The organism is Brevibacterium sp. K11IcPPYGO002, from assembly GCF_050920635.1.
Lineage (GTDB): Bacteria > Actinomycetota > Actinomycetes > Actinomycetales > Brevibacteriaceae > Brevibacterium.
In genome coordinates, this window is sequence record NZ_CP131929.1 from 3517335 (window position 1) to 3531497 (window position 14163).

Annotated in this window: 9 protein-coding genes; all 9 read right to left on the reverse strand. The window is 67.0% G+C overall.

The genetic code is table 11. The features are described 5' to 3' along the window. Nucleotides 1-71 precede the first annotated feature (71 nt). Nucleotides 72-1904, reverse strand: coding sequence for an ABC transporter substrate-binding protein (locus QYM46_RS16190; protein WP_432789782.1), 1833 nt, complete (start codon nucleotides 1902-1904; stop codon nucleotides 72-74). 286 nt (nucleotides 1905-2190) lie between these two features. Beyond that, on the reverse strand, nucleotides 2191-4263 hold the full coding sequence (locus tag QYM46_RS16195) for a TRAP transporter permease (RefSeq protein WP_169253260.1): 2073 nt from the start codon (nucleotides 4261-4263) through the stop codon (nucleotides 2191-2193). Further along, complete coding sequence (locus QYM46_RS16200) at nucleotides 4260-5228, reverse strand: TAXI family TRAP transporter solute-binding subunit (protein WP_098731825.1); 969 nt, start codon at nucleotides 5226-5228, stop codon at nucleotides 4260-4262. The genes QYM46_RS16195 and QYM46_RS16200 overlap by 4 nt, the downstream gene beginning before the upstream one ends. A gap of 187 nt (nucleotides 5229-5415) precedes the next feature. Beyond that, nucleotides 5416-6873, reverse strand: a complete 1458-nt coding sequence (locus tag QYM46_RS16205; RefSeq protein WP_432789783.1) for a diaminopimelate decarboxylase — start codon at nucleotides 6871-6873, stop codon at nucleotides 5416-5418. Nucleotides 6874-6994: 121 nt separating this feature from the next. Further along, a complete protein-coding gene (locus QYM46_RS16210) occupies nucleotides 6995-8800 on the reverse strand; it encodes a PucR family transcriptional regulator (RefSeq protein ID WP_432789784.1) in 1806 nt (601 codons plus the stop codon). A 154-nt stretch (nucleotides 8801-8954) separates the two neighbouring features. After that, complete coding sequence (locus tag QYM46_RS16215) at nucleotides 8955-9716, reverse strand: response regulator transcription factor (RefSeq protein ID WP_432789785.1); 762 nt, start codon at nucleotides 9714-9716, stop codon at nucleotides 8955-8957. Further along, nucleotides 9716-11281, reverse strand: coding sequence for a hypothetical protein (locus QYM46_RS16220; protein ID WP_432789786.1), 1566 nt, complete (start codon nucleotides 11279-11281; stop codon nucleotides 9716-9718). The genes QYM46_RS16215 and QYM46_RS16220 overlap by 1 nt, the downstream gene beginning before the upstream one ends. Before the next feature lie 104 nt (nucleotides 11282-11385). Continuing rightward, a complete protein-coding gene (gene gabT / locus QYM46_RS16225; RefSeq protein WP_432789787.1) occupies nucleotides 11386-12750 on the reverse strand; it encodes a 4-aminobutyrate--2-oxoglutarate transaminase in 1365 nt (454 codons plus the stop codon). A 207-nt stretch (nucleotides 12751-12957) separates the two neighbouring features. Further along, nucleotides 12958-14163, reverse strand: coding sequence for a YgfZ/GcvT domain-containing protein (locus QYM46_RS16230; RefSeq protein ID WP_432789788.1), 1206 nt, complete (start codon nucleotides 14161-14163; stop codon nucleotides 12958-12960).

Genomic DNA, 14163 nt, shown 5'->3' on the forward strand with positions numbered 1-14163 from the left:
GACAGAGGCCCGTGAGTCCGGGCGCCGTAGATGGCGCGGGTGGCGCAGCACCCGGACTGTGGGCGCGGGAACTATTCGCGGTCGTCGGACTTCCTGCGGCGGCTGAGCAGCCAGCCGCCTCCGCCGAGGACGACGATGACCGCGGCTCCGATGCCGATCCAACCGCCGGCGCCCATTCCGCCGCCGGTGGCCTCCCCTGCGCTGACGGGTTCGACCGAGGAGTAGCCCCAGTAGCCGACCTGGTTGGCGATGGCGCCGCCGTCGGAAGGCTGTTTGGTGAAGTTCTCGAACCGGTCGGAGCGGTAGGCCTCGAGCTGGTTCGGGTACCACAGCGTCACCGAGGGGGCCTCTTCATAGTGGATGGCCAGTGCCTTCTGCACGAGTTCCTGACGCTTGGCCTGGTCGAGCTCGACGTGCTGGGCCTGATAGAGCTTGTCGAATTCCTTGTTGCACCAGCCGTCCTGGCTGGTGCCGCCGTTGCCTTCGGCGTCAGGGCGCTGACCGCAGGTGTTGATGCTCAGCTGGTAGTCGGGATCAGGGTTGATCGACCAGCCCGAGAAGTACATGTCGTAGTCGCCCTTGGTGGTGCGTTCGGACTCGGTGTCGGCATCGGTCGATTCGTTCTTCAGGTCGATGCCGATGTCCTTCATCCACGGCTTCAGGAACTTCGCGGTGCTCTGCTCCGTCGGAACGTCGGCATCGGTGAGGAAACGCAGCTGCAGCTTCTCGCCGTCCTTTTCGCGGATGCCGTCGGAGCCTTCCTTCCAACCGGCGTCGTCGAGGAGCGTCTTCGCGCGGTCTATGTCGAATCCGCTGACGACCGGGTTGTCGGGGCTCAGCGCCCAGTCCGGGTAGACGGCGGGAATGAAGCTCGTGGCCGGCTGCGCATAGTCCTGCATGACCTGTTTGCGCAGGGTCTCGGTGTCGATGCCGGCACGGATGGCCTGGCGGACCTTCTTGTCCCTCAGCGCCTCGTTGCCGGTTCCGAATTCCTTGCCGTCGGCGTCGGCGACACCCGGGTTGATGGAGATTCCGTTGAAGCGGCGGCCGTTGCCGTCGTTGAGTTCGACGTTGTCCGCGTTCTCCAGTGCCGTGAACTGATCCGGGCTGAGGCCGGTGATGAAGTCGACCTCGCCGGAGCGGATCGCCTGCACCTGCGCATCGGAGTTCGTGTAGTAGCGGTACTGGATCTCGTCGAGCTTCGGCTTGCCGCGCCAGAAGTTCGGGTTCGCCTTGAGCGTGATCGACTTGTTCGCCTCATAGCTGTCGAGCTGGAAGGGTCCCGAACCCACGGACTTCTCGTCGTTCTTGAACTCGCCGGGTTTGTCGATCTTCGACCACACGTGTTCCGGCACGACGGGGATCTCCTGGCCGGGGTTGTTCGCCTGCGCCTTCTTCAGGGTGATCTTGACGGTGGAATCGTCGGGGGCCTCGACCTTCGCGAAGTTCTCGACGAGGCTGCCGTTGGCCACCGCCATCTCGTCGTTGTCCATCATCTGGTTATAGGTCCAGGCGACGTCTTTCGAGGTCAGCGGTTCCCCGTCGGACCATTTCATGTCCGGGCGGATCGTGTAGGTCCAGACCTTGCCGTCGGAGTCCGTGTTCCATTCGGTGGCGAGTCCCTCGGTGACCGACCCGTCCTTGGCGTCGTTGGCCACGAGGTTCTCATACATGTACCGGAAGGTGTTCGTCGGCACGAGGTAGAAGGAGGTGAACGGGTTGAAGGAGTCGATGAATCCGTCGGTGGCGATCCGCAGCACGTTCTCAGCGGCGGGAGCCTCCGAGTCGGCGGCCTGTGCCGGGGAGGCGGCCATCGATCCGGCGAGTGCCAGCGCCGCGATGCCGGCCAGGCATCGGCGCAGGCTCACGCGCACGGTGCGGCGCAGCGAGTGTTGAGTGACCATTGGACCCCTTCGGTTCCGGCCGCCGGAGGCGGCTCCTGCCTGCGGCGGCCGGACCGTGGTCATGATTTCTCCGCCTGCGACCGCCGAAATGTGTTGTCTGTCACTCTATGCCGGAACGGGTGTGAAACCGCAGCACCAGCTCACAACTTCTGGCGTGTCGCCTTGTGCGATCCGCACAATCGGAACGCGCTCGCACACGACGGTCGGGCACGCGCAGGCGACTCGGATCACATGACAACGGTCCGCGAGCCGTGCACTCGGCACGGCTCGCGGACCGACGAGGGAATCAGGCCGTGGCCGCGGCCCTCTGGGCGGCGATCTCGGTGGTGGTCGTGGCCTTCCGCAGCCGCTGGATGAGCGCGACCGCGACGAGCACGACGAGACCGACGAGAGAGACCCAGATGTTCGGGTAGATCAGGGTGATCCCGGCGGCCAACAACAGCACCCGCTCGACGATGTTGGCCCGACCCATGAAGTACCCGGCCAGACCCGAGGACACTCCGATCATGCCGAGGATCACGGTCACGAGCGCCAACAGGAGCTCCTGCCACGTGCCCTGGAGCAGCAGAGCCGGCTCGAGGATGAACACGTAGGGGATGAGGAAACCGGCGATGGCGATCCGCACGGCGGTGACACCCGCACGCATCGGATTGGCCCTGGCGATGCCAGCGCCGGCATAGGCTGCGAGGCAGACCGGCGGGGTGATGTCGGCGAGGATCCCGAAGAAGAACACGAACATGTGCGCCGCGATGAGCGGCACATCGAAGTTGTTGTACAGGATCGGTGCGGCGACAGTGGCCGTGACGACGTAGTTCGCGGTCGTCGGCAGGCCCATGCCGAGGACGATGCAGGCGATCATGACCATGACCAGGACGATGAAGAAGTTGCCTCCGGCGAGATCGACCAGCCCCTTGCCGAGCTGTCCGCCCAGTCCGGTCGCCGTGACCGTGCCGGCCACGATTCCCGCCGTCGCGCAGGCCGCGATCACCGGCAGCGCCGTGCGGGCGCCCTCGACGAGCAGCGTGACGAATCCGCGCGGATCCATCCGCGTCGACTTCCGCAGGAAGCTGAGGAAGAACGCGGTGCCGATGCCGAACAGCGCGGCGCGGATCGGCGACATCCCCGACAGGAGGGTGAGGATGATGACGGCCAACGGCAGCAGGAGGTCGAGGCGTTTGAGCAGCTCCTTGCCGTCAGGCAGGCTCGCCTTGGACAGCCCGAGGATCCCGTCGGTCTTCGCCTCGAAGTGGATCGAGAGGAAGGCCCCGAGGAAGTAGAGGATCGCCGGGATGATCGCGATGACGATGAGTCCGTTGTATTCGAGGTCCGGGACGTTCTGCGCCATGATGAACGCGGCCGCGCCCATGATCGGGGGCATCAGCTGTCCACCCGTCGAGGCGGTCGCCTCGGTGGCGGCGGCGAAGTGGGGTTTGAAGCCCGACCTCTTCATCAGCGGGATGGTGAACGACCCCGAGGCGACGGTGTTGGCCACGGACGAACCCGACACCATGCCCTGGAGACCGGAGGCCACGACCGCCGCTTTGGCGGGACCGCCGGTGAATCGGCCGGTGAGACGGAAGGCCAGGTCATTGAAGAACTGTCCGATGTTCGTGTGCACGAGCATCACGGCGAAGAAGAGGAAGAGGAAGATGAAGTTCGCCGAGACCTGGATCGGAGTGCCGAAGATGCCCGATCCGTTCGACAGGAACATCGTCGTCGCGAAGTCCTCGAGACTCATCCCGGAATGCGTGAACACAGGGCTGTAGTTGCCGAAGAGTCCGTAGAGGATGGCGATGCCGCCGATGATGACGATGGGAAGGCCCACACACCGGCGGGTGGCTTCGAGGATGAGCAGGACGCCGAGGATCGCCACGAAGTAGTCGAGGTTCGAATAGCCGAGGATCTGGACGGAGTTGCTCACCAGCCGCGAGTACTCGACGAAGACGTAGAGATTGCAGCCGAGTCCGGCGAAGCCGAGGAGCACGTCGTACCAGGGGATGCGGCTGCCGCGCCCGATCAGTGCGTCGGCGACGCGGTTGCCCGTCGCCGGTGCATCGAGGAGACGGCGGCTCGGCGGGTAGAGGAAGAAGATGAGCGCGGTGGCGCCCGCGAGATGCAGCGATGTGTGCATCCACGTGTTGAAGGGCCGTTCGAGTGCGGCATAGAGGTGGTAGACGGTGAAGGCGATGGACAGTCCGCCGACCACCCAGACCCACCAGCCGAGATCCTTGCGATAGCGGCTGGAGGTGTCATGCTTTGCGAGTACGTCGGCCGATGCGCGTTCTCCGGCTGCCACCTCATCGGCGCCGGGCCCGGCCGTCGCAGCGGACGGCCGGGTCGGTGTCGAATCTTCGCTCACGGCAGCTCGATGCCCTCTTCTTCGAAGTACTTCTGAGCGCCCGGGTGCAGCGGCACGTCGCCGACTCCCAGCATCGCGGAGTCCTTCGTGATGAGCTTGCCGACGTCGAGAGTGATGTCGTCGGTGTGCTCGAACAGCGCCTTCGTGAGGTTGTAGGCGGTGTCCTCACTGACCTGATCGGTCGAGGCCACCAAGGAGGCGAACACCGAAACGGTCGGGACGTCCTCGTCGAGGAAGTCATAGGCGTCGGCGGGGATGTCGTAGGACTCCGCACCCGATCCCTCTTCGATCGTCTTCGTCGTATCGTCGTCGAGTCCGAGCAGCTTGACGTCGGTCGTCGCGGCCAGCTGGGTCAGCCCCGCCACCGGGGTGCCCACGACGAAGATCGTGGCATCGATCTGCTTGTCGGCGAGCATGTCGGTCGAAGCGCCGAAGTCGGTGATCTCCGGGGTGTAGTCGGATTCGCCGATGCCCGCGGCGTCGAGGATGGCATCGGAGATGGCGCGCGTGCCCGAACCGGCGTCGCCGACCGCGATCTTCTTCCCCTTGAGGTCCTCGACCGATTCGATTCCCGAGTCTTCGCGGACGATGATGTGAGCGGCCTCAGGGTAGAGCGAGGCCAGCCAGCCGACGTTGTCGATCTTCGTCCCGTCGAGGTCTTCGAGCTCGCCGTTGACCGCGGTGTTGGCCGTATCGCTCTGCGTGAAGCCGAGCTGCCATTCGCCCTGGTAGATCTTGCCGAGGTTCTCGGCCGAGGCACCGGACTCGACGTAGTTGACTGTCACGCCGTCGACGTTGTCCTCGAAGATCGAAGCGAGCTCACCGCCGAGAGGGTAGTACGTGCCCGATGTGCCGCCGGTGCCGAGCGTGAGGTCGTCGGTGGTCTCACCGCCTCCACCGCTGCCGCCGTCCGAGCCGCACCCGGTCAGCGCCAGCGCCACGGCGGCGACTGCCGCAACTGTCATCCGTCTGATGTTCATCTTCTGATCTCCTCTTCGGGGGTCAAGATACTTCGGCGAGCTGCTCAGAGTTCAGTCGCCTGCTGTCGAGACTAAAGGCACGATACCCTCTCGCACAGGTCATTCATGAAAGTTTGCTGAATTGTTAGCCGCCTTGCCTGAGCGTCGACTGAAGACCACAGGTCCGTGCCGATCACCACCGCTGTCCCGCCTCGGCGAGGATCTCGTCGATCGTCTGGCCCCTTCGGATGAGGACGAAGTGCATGTCGCCCTCCTCCGCGGTGCGGTACCCGTAGACGGGCACGCGCGGGAGCAGGTTGTAGGAGAAGGGGTTGGAGAAGTAGTAGGCACCAGTCTCGGGTACGGCGACGAGGTCGCCGACGTCGAGGCGCGGCAGCCTGCGGTCCCGAGCGAGCAGATCCCCGGAGAAGCACGCGGGCCCGGCGACGTCCGTGGGCACCGCCTCGGCGATCTTCGGTTCCCCGTCAGCGGTGAACGGCAGGATCCGCAGCGGCCAGTCGTGCGGAGCGTAGGCGGTGCGGGTGGCGACCTGGACGCCTGCGTGAGTCATGGCGATGCGGCGCCCGCCGCTGGTCTTCGCGTACTCGACGCGGGTGAGGACGGTGCCGGCCTTGGCCAGCAGTGCACGCCCGAATTCGGTGACGATGTCGAAGTCGAACAGGTCGGGGACCTGCTGTTCGAGCACCGCACGGTAGTCGGCGAAGGTCGGGGTGATGTCTTCGCCGTCGAAGTTCACCGACAGGCCTCCCCCGATGTCGATGCGGGTGATCTGCCGCGTCCCGGCACGCGTGTTGACCTCCTGCGCGAGGTCGACCGCGGCGCGGATTCCGACGGCGGCGCGCTCGAGGCTGATGCCCTGCGAACCCGAGTGCACGTGGATCTGATTCAGTCGAGGACGCGCCAGGTACGCCTCGATCACGGCTTCGCGAGCTCCGGGATCAGCGAGTCCGATGCCGAATTTCGACGTCTCGGTGGCGGTGCTCAGCGCCCCGATCGTGCCTGTGCCCGACTGCGGATTGATCCTGATGCCGATCCGTGCCTCGTCGACGGTCGGTCGTCTGTTTTCCAGCAGCAGGTCGAGGCGGGCGAGTTCGTCGAAGTTGTCGACGTTGATCGACACGCCCAGGTCGACGGCCCGACGCAGTTCCGTCCAGGTCTTGGCCGGGGAGTCGAAGACGATCCGTTCGGGAGCGAACCCGGCGGCAAGGGCGAGTTCGAGTTCGCCGGGGCTGGCGACTTCGCATCCGGCGCCCTGCTGTGCATAGCGCTCGAGCAGCGAACGCAGCGGCACGGCTTTGCAGGCCACCGCGTGGAGCACCTCATGGTCCGAATCGAACGCCGAAGTGAGCCGCTCGAACGCGGTATCGATGGCATCGAGATCCATGAGCCCGAGCACGGGCTCCCGATCCGAGAGCGCCGGCACGCCCTCCGACAGGGAGGGCACGCCCGCGGGAGCGGAACCGCTTACGGTGGTGCGATCGACTCCGCGCGTCTCGGCAGGGGTGTCGTCGGTGCGGTTGACTCGCCCCGCCACGGCAGGGGTGCGGTCGGTGAGGGGCTGGCTGTTCTCGGCGATCGCTCTGATCGACTGTGCTCGACCGTCGGCAATCGAGTGGTGGCTGTTGGGCATAACGTCCTCTGTTCGTGATCTGGTGTCACTCTAGGACGGCCGACCTCGATGAACGAACAATAATTCGCCAAACTTCCCGGGGATCGATTGTCGGTTTCCCACGACGTGGCTGCTCGAGCCTTCAGCCGCCCGCGCGATCGTGGGCGAGCACCGAGAGCTCGAGCCACAGCCTCTCGGCCGGCTCGGCCGTCGACAGACCCGTGATCTCCTCGATCCGCCCCAGGCGGTGCCGCAGCGAATTCGTATGCACGTGCAGCCGACGGGACGCCTCGGCGGAGTTGCCGACCGTGGCGAAATAGACCCGCAGCGTCTCGAGCAGGCTGCCGTTGTGCTGCGCGTCATGCCGGGCCAGCGCCCGAGCCGGCCGTGCGACGCTGCCGATATCGCCGCTGCGACCAGCAGGTTCTGCGCCGTGCGCGTCGCGCTCGACGGCCAGCAGCGTATCGGCCACGCGCAGTCCGATGACCTCGGCGGCCGCATCCTCGACGGTCGCTCCGACGATGGTCGGGGATTCCTCGTCGCCGCCGCTCGCAGGGCCTCCGCTCGTGGCACCCCGTCCTCGGCCGCCGAGGACGCGCCGTCTGCCGTGCACGGCGTCGACGACGTATACGGCCTCGGACCAGGAGCGATGCACTTCGTCGAGGCGGTCGACGGGAGAGCCGACACCGAAGCTGAGCGCCTCGTCGCTCGGCAGCGATCGCCGCAGGGCAGAGAGCACGTGGTCGCGGATCTGCGCCGCATCCGTCGGCTCGCTCATCTGCACGAGCGCTGCGAGATGTGTGCCTGTGCTCGACTCGATCCGGGAGAGCACCGCATCGGCGAAGGCGGCCCGGAGATGGAACCGCAGGACGGGCTCTCGGTCGGGGGCCGCCTCGGTGAAAGCGAGGACGCAGAAGCTGCCGGAGAACGGCAGTGACAGGAGGGTCGCCGACGGACCGAGGTCGGCCGAACCGGCGAGGATCGCACCGAGCGCCTCCCGACGGATGCGCTTCTCGAACGGCGACCGGCGCAGGGTCCGCAGCATCACGGGCAGGGCCGCGCGGGCGGCGTCGCGCAGCACCTCGCGCAGCGGTTCGGGGTCGACCTCAGCCGGGTAGGCCGCCCAGATCGTGCCGATGAGTTCGCCTTCGCTGCGCAGTGCGATGACCGACCGGGCCGGTGATGTGCCTTCGGCGGGTCGTTCGACGACGTCGGTCGAACGGCGGATCGTGTCGAGGAACCCGGATGCCTCGAGCTCGGCGATCCGCCAGTCGGGAATGGCTCCGGACAGGATCGTCGCGCGTCGGATCTCGTCGAGTTCGCCGCCGAGGTTGGCATGCGCGAGCACACGCGAGGCCGGGTCCTCGATCGTGATCGATGCGCCCGTGGTCTCGGCGATGACGGCGGCCAGTGCGCTGAGGTCGTCGACATCGGGCCAGGCCAGGGCGCTCGTCGCGCCCTCCGTGAGCTGCCGCAGATGCACGAGGATCTCCGACCAGGTCACATGCGGCGAGCGTTCGAGGAGGACCGGAACCCGGCCCTCGCTCCCCCGCAGCTCGGCCCCGTCGCCGAGGTGGCTGTGCGTTCCGGGCGGAACGACGAGGGCGGCGGCGCCCGCATAGCCTGCCAGCACCGCCTCGAGTCCGGCAGGACTGCTCACCGGTTCGGTGACGAGGACGACGGTCCCGGTCAGGGAGGCGTGGCCGACCGCCTCGGTGGGCGGGCCGGCAGGCGAGCCGGTGTGCGGAGCAGTGGGCGGGCCGGAGTGGGGTGCAGTTCGCTGGACGGCGTGCGGTGCAGCCGACGTCTGCGTGGGAGTCGTCGGCAGGTCGAAGCCGAATTCGACTCGAGCGACCACGACGTCGCCGGCCATCTCGGTCAGCGGCAGGAGGAACCCTTCCGTGTCCCGGATCAGGCGGGACAGTCGCAGGATCGCGGTGTCGGTCATGCTCCCACTGTAGTCAACGGCCGACCATGGTCGGCTGCGGCCGGGAGGGTCTGCGTCGTCAGGACCGCGCGCCTCGGCGGGGCGGAAGGAACCGGACGAGCCGCCTCGGCGGGGCGGGATGGACCGGACGGGTCAGCCGCCTCGGCGGGATGGGTCATTCCGGGGAGAAGAACTTGAACTGGAGGGCACGGACGACGAGTTGGGCGAGGTTGCGTGCGCCCAGTTTGAGGCGGAGGTTGCGGGCGTGCGATTTCACGGTGGACATGGCCACCGATTGGGCGTCGGCGATCTCTTCGTAGCCGTGTCCCTGGCAGAGCAGGGTGAGCAGATCCATCTCGCGCGCGGTCAGCTGCGGTGCCGCGTCGAGGGCGTCGGGCAGCTGGTCACCGCTGATGACGATGTCCTCGGCCAAGCCTCTGAGCAGTTCGGGGCTCTCGTCTGCCGAGGCGGCCCGCACGATCGAGACGAGTTCCCTCTCCCCTGCCGTCTTGTTGACCACGGCGAATGCGCCGGCTTCGAGTCCGCGGGCGATTCCGGGCCCGGGCGACACGGTCGTCAGGAGCACGACTCGGGCGTCGGGGTCGAGGTCGATGATCGCCGCCGTCGCATCGACGCCGCTCATTCCCGGCGGCATGTTGACGTCCATGAGGACGAGGTCGGGACGCTCGGCGTCGAAGGCGGCGATGGCCTCCTCGCCGGAGTGGACGGGGTCGAGCACACGGAAGGAACCCGCATCCTCCAGCGCCGCGGCCACCGCTCGTGTCGTCCACGAATCATCATCGACGACGAGGACGGAGGTGCGCGCGGCGGATTCAGGGCTCACGTCGTGGTCGGCCTGCGGCGTGGTCGCCTCCGGTCTCACGTGAGGGGTCGCCTCCGAGGTCCGGTGCGGGGCCGGGTAGGTGTGCGCCGTCATCAGGCGTCGATCCTGTCGCGGTCACTCGTGCGCTGCCCCTGGCTGCGGTGGTTCCTGCTGTGGCTGCCGGCCGCACCTTCGGGGGTGGAATCGTCGGCGGCTTTCGCCGCGGCGGCATCACCCGTGCCAGGTCGTGAAGCGGCACCGCCGGCCGACCCTGAAGCGGCACCGCGATCGATTCCGGTGGTCGACGCCGATGGTGTCCCAGCTGCGGGTACCCCAGCTGCGAATGTCCCCGCTGCGGGTGCGTCCGCAACGGGTGTGTCCGCGCTCATGTCGAAGTCGTCATCGACGACGTCGATCATGTCTGCGTTCGAGGAAGACCGCGCGGTATCCGATTTCGAGGATGCCGATGCGGAGTGGGAGATGAAACGGATCGGCAGGGCCACCTCGACGACGGTTCTCTTCGTCTCGTCCTCGCCCACCCGGCAGACGCCGCCCATGGCCGTGGCACGGCGGGACAGAGACCGCGGGGCCCGGGTCAGCGCGGTCGGGGATGCGTTCGTGCTGCGGCAGAGCAGTTCGGCTCGGCTGCCGCTGCCGTCTCGCATTTCGACGACGAGGGTGGCGGGGGTGCCGGGGACGGAGTGGCGGATGACGTTCGTGGCGAGCTCGAGCATGACGGCCCGGAAATGGTGCGACAGCGTTCCGGTCGCATGGGTCGGCAACGGGGAGAGTTCGGTGGTCAGGGGAACGGACCCGGCCGCGCACCCGTCTTCGATCGCGGTCGCCAGCTGCTCCGCCTCGGCGCGGAATCGGATCCGGGAGGTCCCGGAGCCCCCGGTGCAGCTCTCGGTCTCCCACCTGCTCAGGCTCGTCACCAGCTGCCGGAGCCGTTTGGTGGCTTCGGCGTTGACCAGCGCCAACTCGGCGACGAGGCGGTCGGCGGTCTCGGAGTCGCTTTCCTTCGCGAGGGTGCGGATGATCGCGGATTCGGTGGTCAGCGAGTGCGAGATGGTGTCGTGCATATCGCTGGTGAACCGGGCGCGCATGGCGTCGAGTGATTTCTGGTGGTCGACGGCGGCGCGTTCGCGGCGGTCGATCTCACTTCGGATTCGGGCCTCGACGAAGGACGCGCACAGGCCGAGGATCGAATAGGTCAGCCAGCCGTACCCGAGGTCGGTGAGTCCTTCGAAGCCGGCGTCATAGGATCCGAGTCGGGTCGATGCGCCGAGGTAGACGGCCAGTCCGAGGGTTCCCAGCGCAAACCCGATCCAGCGACGGCGGCTGATCAGGACCGCGATGGCGAGGATGAGCGCCTCGGGGAACATGTTCTCCAGGTCCGGGTAGAGCATGGAGAATCCGATGCCCAGACCGGTCGTGGCGACGACGATGCTCAGCGGCAGGAACGCGGCCAAGACGATGAGTCCGTAGGCGAGGATGAGCAGGCCTGCGTAGCGGGGTTCGGTGATCTCGAAGGAGCCGGGGACGAGGATCGTCAGCCCCATGATGAGGGCCAGCAGGCGGATCGGCAGATCGATGAAGCGCGGTCCCCGGAGGAAGTGCCACACTCGAGCCGGGACACTCGCTGACGTGCCGGTCGCGCCGTCGATCTCTGATGTCATGGCCCCTATTGTGCTACAACTGCACCCCCCCGAACTACCTGACGGCGGCCCAGCAACCTTGCGCGAGGTTGCTGGGCCGCCGTCAGGTAGTAATTAGGGGGATTTCAGCTGAGGAGGTCGGCGAGGGCGGCTTCGATGACGTCGAAGGCGTCGTTCAGCAGCTCGTCGGAGATCGTCAGCGGCGGCAGGAAGCGCAGGATGTTGCTGAAGGTTCCCGTGGTGAGCACGAGTACGCCGTTCTTCGCGCAGTAGTCCGCGATCTTCTTCACCAGGTCCGCGTTCGGCTCGATCGAATCGCGCTCGACGAACTCGGCGGCGACCATGGCTCCACGGCCACGGACATCGCCGACTTCGGGGTACTTCGACTGCAGCTTCGTGAGGCGGTCGACGATGATCTCACCGATCGCCAGGGCACGATCGGCCAGTCCGTCCTCTTCGTACGCGGCGATGGCACCGAGGGCGGCGGCGCAGGCGGTGGGGTTGCCGCCGTAGGTTCCGCCGAGGCGGCCCGGTCCGACCGAGTCCATGATGTCCGCGCGACCGGTCACCGCCGACAGCGGCAGACCGCCGGCGATGCCCTTGGCCGTGGTGATGAGGTCGGGCACGATGCCCTCCCACTCGGAGGCGAACATCTTTCCGGTGCGGGCGAATCCGGCCTGCACCTCGTCGGCGACGAAGACGATGCCCTTTTCGCGGGCGTAGTCGACGAGCGTGGGCAGGAAGCCCTCGGCCGGGACGATGAAGCCGCCCTCACCCTGGATGGGTTCGATGACGATCGCAGCGACGTATTCGGAGCCGATCTGCTTCTCGATCATCGTGATGACGCGCTTGGCTGCGTCCTCACCGCTGATCTTCGTGCCGGCCGCATCGTTGTCGCGGTACGGGTAGGACATGGGTGCGCGGTAGACCTCACCGGCGAAGGGACCGAAGCCGGCCTTGTAGGGGGCAGCCTTGGCGGTCATCGCCATGGTCAGGTTGGTGCGGCCGTGGTAGGCGTGGTCGAAGACGACGACGGCGTCGCGGCCGGTGTGGGCGCGCGCGATCTTCACGGCGTTCTCGACGGCCTCGGCACCGGAGTTGAGCAGCACGGTGCGCTTCTCGTGGTCGCCGGGGGTCAGCCGGTTGAGGGCTTCGGCGACCTCGACGTAGCTCTCGTAGGGGTTGACCATGAAGCAGGTGTGGGTGAAGGCCTCGAGCTGGGCCTTCGCGGCCTCGACCACGCGGGGGTTCGCGTTGCCGGCCGTGGTCACGGCGATGCCGGATCCGAGGTCGATGAGCTGGTTGCCGTCGGCGTCCTTGAGGATGCCGCCCCCGGCCGCCACCACATAGGCGGGCAGGCTCGAACCGACACCGGTCGCCACTGCTGACTTGCGACGTTCCTCGATCTCACGGGACTTCGGTCCCGGAATCTCGGTGACGATCTTACGTTCCTGCGGCAGAGCTTCGCCGCCAATCTCCAAAGCTGTCATAAGGGGAAGAATAGGGGCAATCGACGCTTTTTGTCACTTGCCGTCCGAGGGCTGGGCAGAACCGCTCGCCGCGGAGAGACGACCCCGCGGATTCGGCGCTGATCGGGTACGGATTCCGTTGTCGGGTGCCGGCGGCCGAATCCTCATTGCGGATGGCCGACAGCGAAGGCGGAAACAGCGCCGGGTGGTCCCCGACGCTCCCGGGAATCAGCGGTTCTGACTGCGGGCGTCGACGTCCCTGTTCCGTTCCGGAAGCACGCGTTCGTGCTCGCGCATCGGCACGACGATCGTCTCCTGAGCGCCGACGACGCGTTCTCCGTCGCCGATTTCGAAGCTCAGCCGCGACTCGGGGGCCAGGTTCCGTTTGACCACGGCCAGACCGATCGGTCCGAGCTCCCAATGCACGGTCACCGAGGTCAGGGTGCCCACTGAACGTTCGGACCCGCGGACCTCGGCGAGCACCTCGGTGCCGGGATCCGGGGCGATGTGGCCGGACCCGTCGAGGTGGACGAAGGTCAGACGCCTGGGCGGCTGACCGAGATTGTGGACGCGTGCCACCGCTTCCTGCCCGCGGTAGCACCCCTTCGCCAGGTGCACGGCCGTGCGCAGCAGGTCGAGTTCGCCGACGAGGGCTTTGTGGTCGATTTCGTTCCGGCCCGGCCGCCAGGCGGCGATCCGCAGCGCCTCCCAGGCGTCGAAGCCGGCCATATCGAAGGTGTTCGCCGACAGTCCCTGCAGGTCAGAGCGTTTGACGATGCCGATGACGAACGGGGTCTCGAGACCGGGGTGGTCGGTGCCCGCGACGTCCTGGCCGATGTCGATCTGCGCATAGGAGGCCGATCCGCTTCCGATATGCGGCCACGGGTCGGACCAGGTTCGGGTGACGGGCAGGGCTTCCGGCAGGGACGTGATGGCGCCGAAGCACTGATAGTCCTCGCTGAGGTCCTCGATCTCGACGCGCATCATGAAGACCATCTTGCGCAGGAAGTCCAGGGTCGCGTCGGTGTGAAGGTCGCTGATGGCCCACAGTGCCTCACCGTCGTCGACGAGCTTCAGCCAGCCCTCGATGCGACCGTTCGGGTCGAGTACGAGGGTTTCGGTGGACACACCGGGGGCCAGGGTGTCGATCTTCTGCGTGGTGATCGAGTTCAGCCAGGTCAGACGGTCGGGTCCGCTCAGACGCAGCACGCGGAGATGGGCGAGGTCGACGAGACCGTCCTTCTCTTCGAGCACGCGCTGCTCACGCAGGGGAGCTCCGTAGTGGATGGGAGTCTCGGCGAGATCGCCGGCCCCGAGCACCGCGGTCGAGCTCAGTCCGCGAGCCAGCGACGAGCGACGAACCGCCTCGGCAGGGGTGTTCTCCGGCGACGGCGAATCGTTGACATCAGAATTCGGCGACACGGGATCAGTCAT

What these genes read in the sequence shown, in the direction of transcription:
- QYM46_RS16210 (WP_432789784.1), bottom strand. Translation starts at nt 8,800, where the DNA reads ATGACCGACACCGCGATCCTGCGACTGTCCCGCCTGATCCGGGACACG.
- QYM46_RS16215 (WP_432789785.1), bottom strand. Translation starts at nt 9,716, where the DNA reads ATGACGGCGCACACCTACCCGGCCCCGCACCGGACCTCGGAGGCGACC.
- QYM46_RS16230 (WP_432789788.1), bottom strand. Translation starts at nt 14,163, where the DNA reads ATGACTGATCCCGTGTCGCCGAATTCTGATGTCAACGATTCGCCGTCG.
- QYM46_RS16200 (WP_098731825.1), bottom strand. Translation starts at nt 5,228, where the DNA reads ATGACAGTTGCGGCAGTCGCCGCCGTGGCGCTGGCGCTGACCGGGTGC.
- gabT (WP_432789787.1), bottom strand. Translation starts at nt 12,750, where the DNA reads ATGACAGCTTTGGAGATTGGCGGCGAAGCTCTGCCGCAGGAACGTAAG.
- QYM46_RS16220 (WP_432789786.1), bottom strand. Translation starts at nt 11,281, where the DNA reads ATGACATCAGAGATCGACGGCGCGACCGGCACGTCAGCGAGTGTCCCG.
- QYM46_RS16205 (WP_432789783.1), bottom strand. Translation starts at nt 6,873, where the DNA reads ATGCCCAACAGCCACCACTCGATTGCCGACGGTCGAGCACAGTCGATC.
- QYM46_RS16190 (WP_432789782.1), bottom strand. Translation starts at nt 1,904, where the DNA reads ATGGTCACTCAACACTCGCTGCGCCGCACCGTGCGCGTGAGCCTGCGC.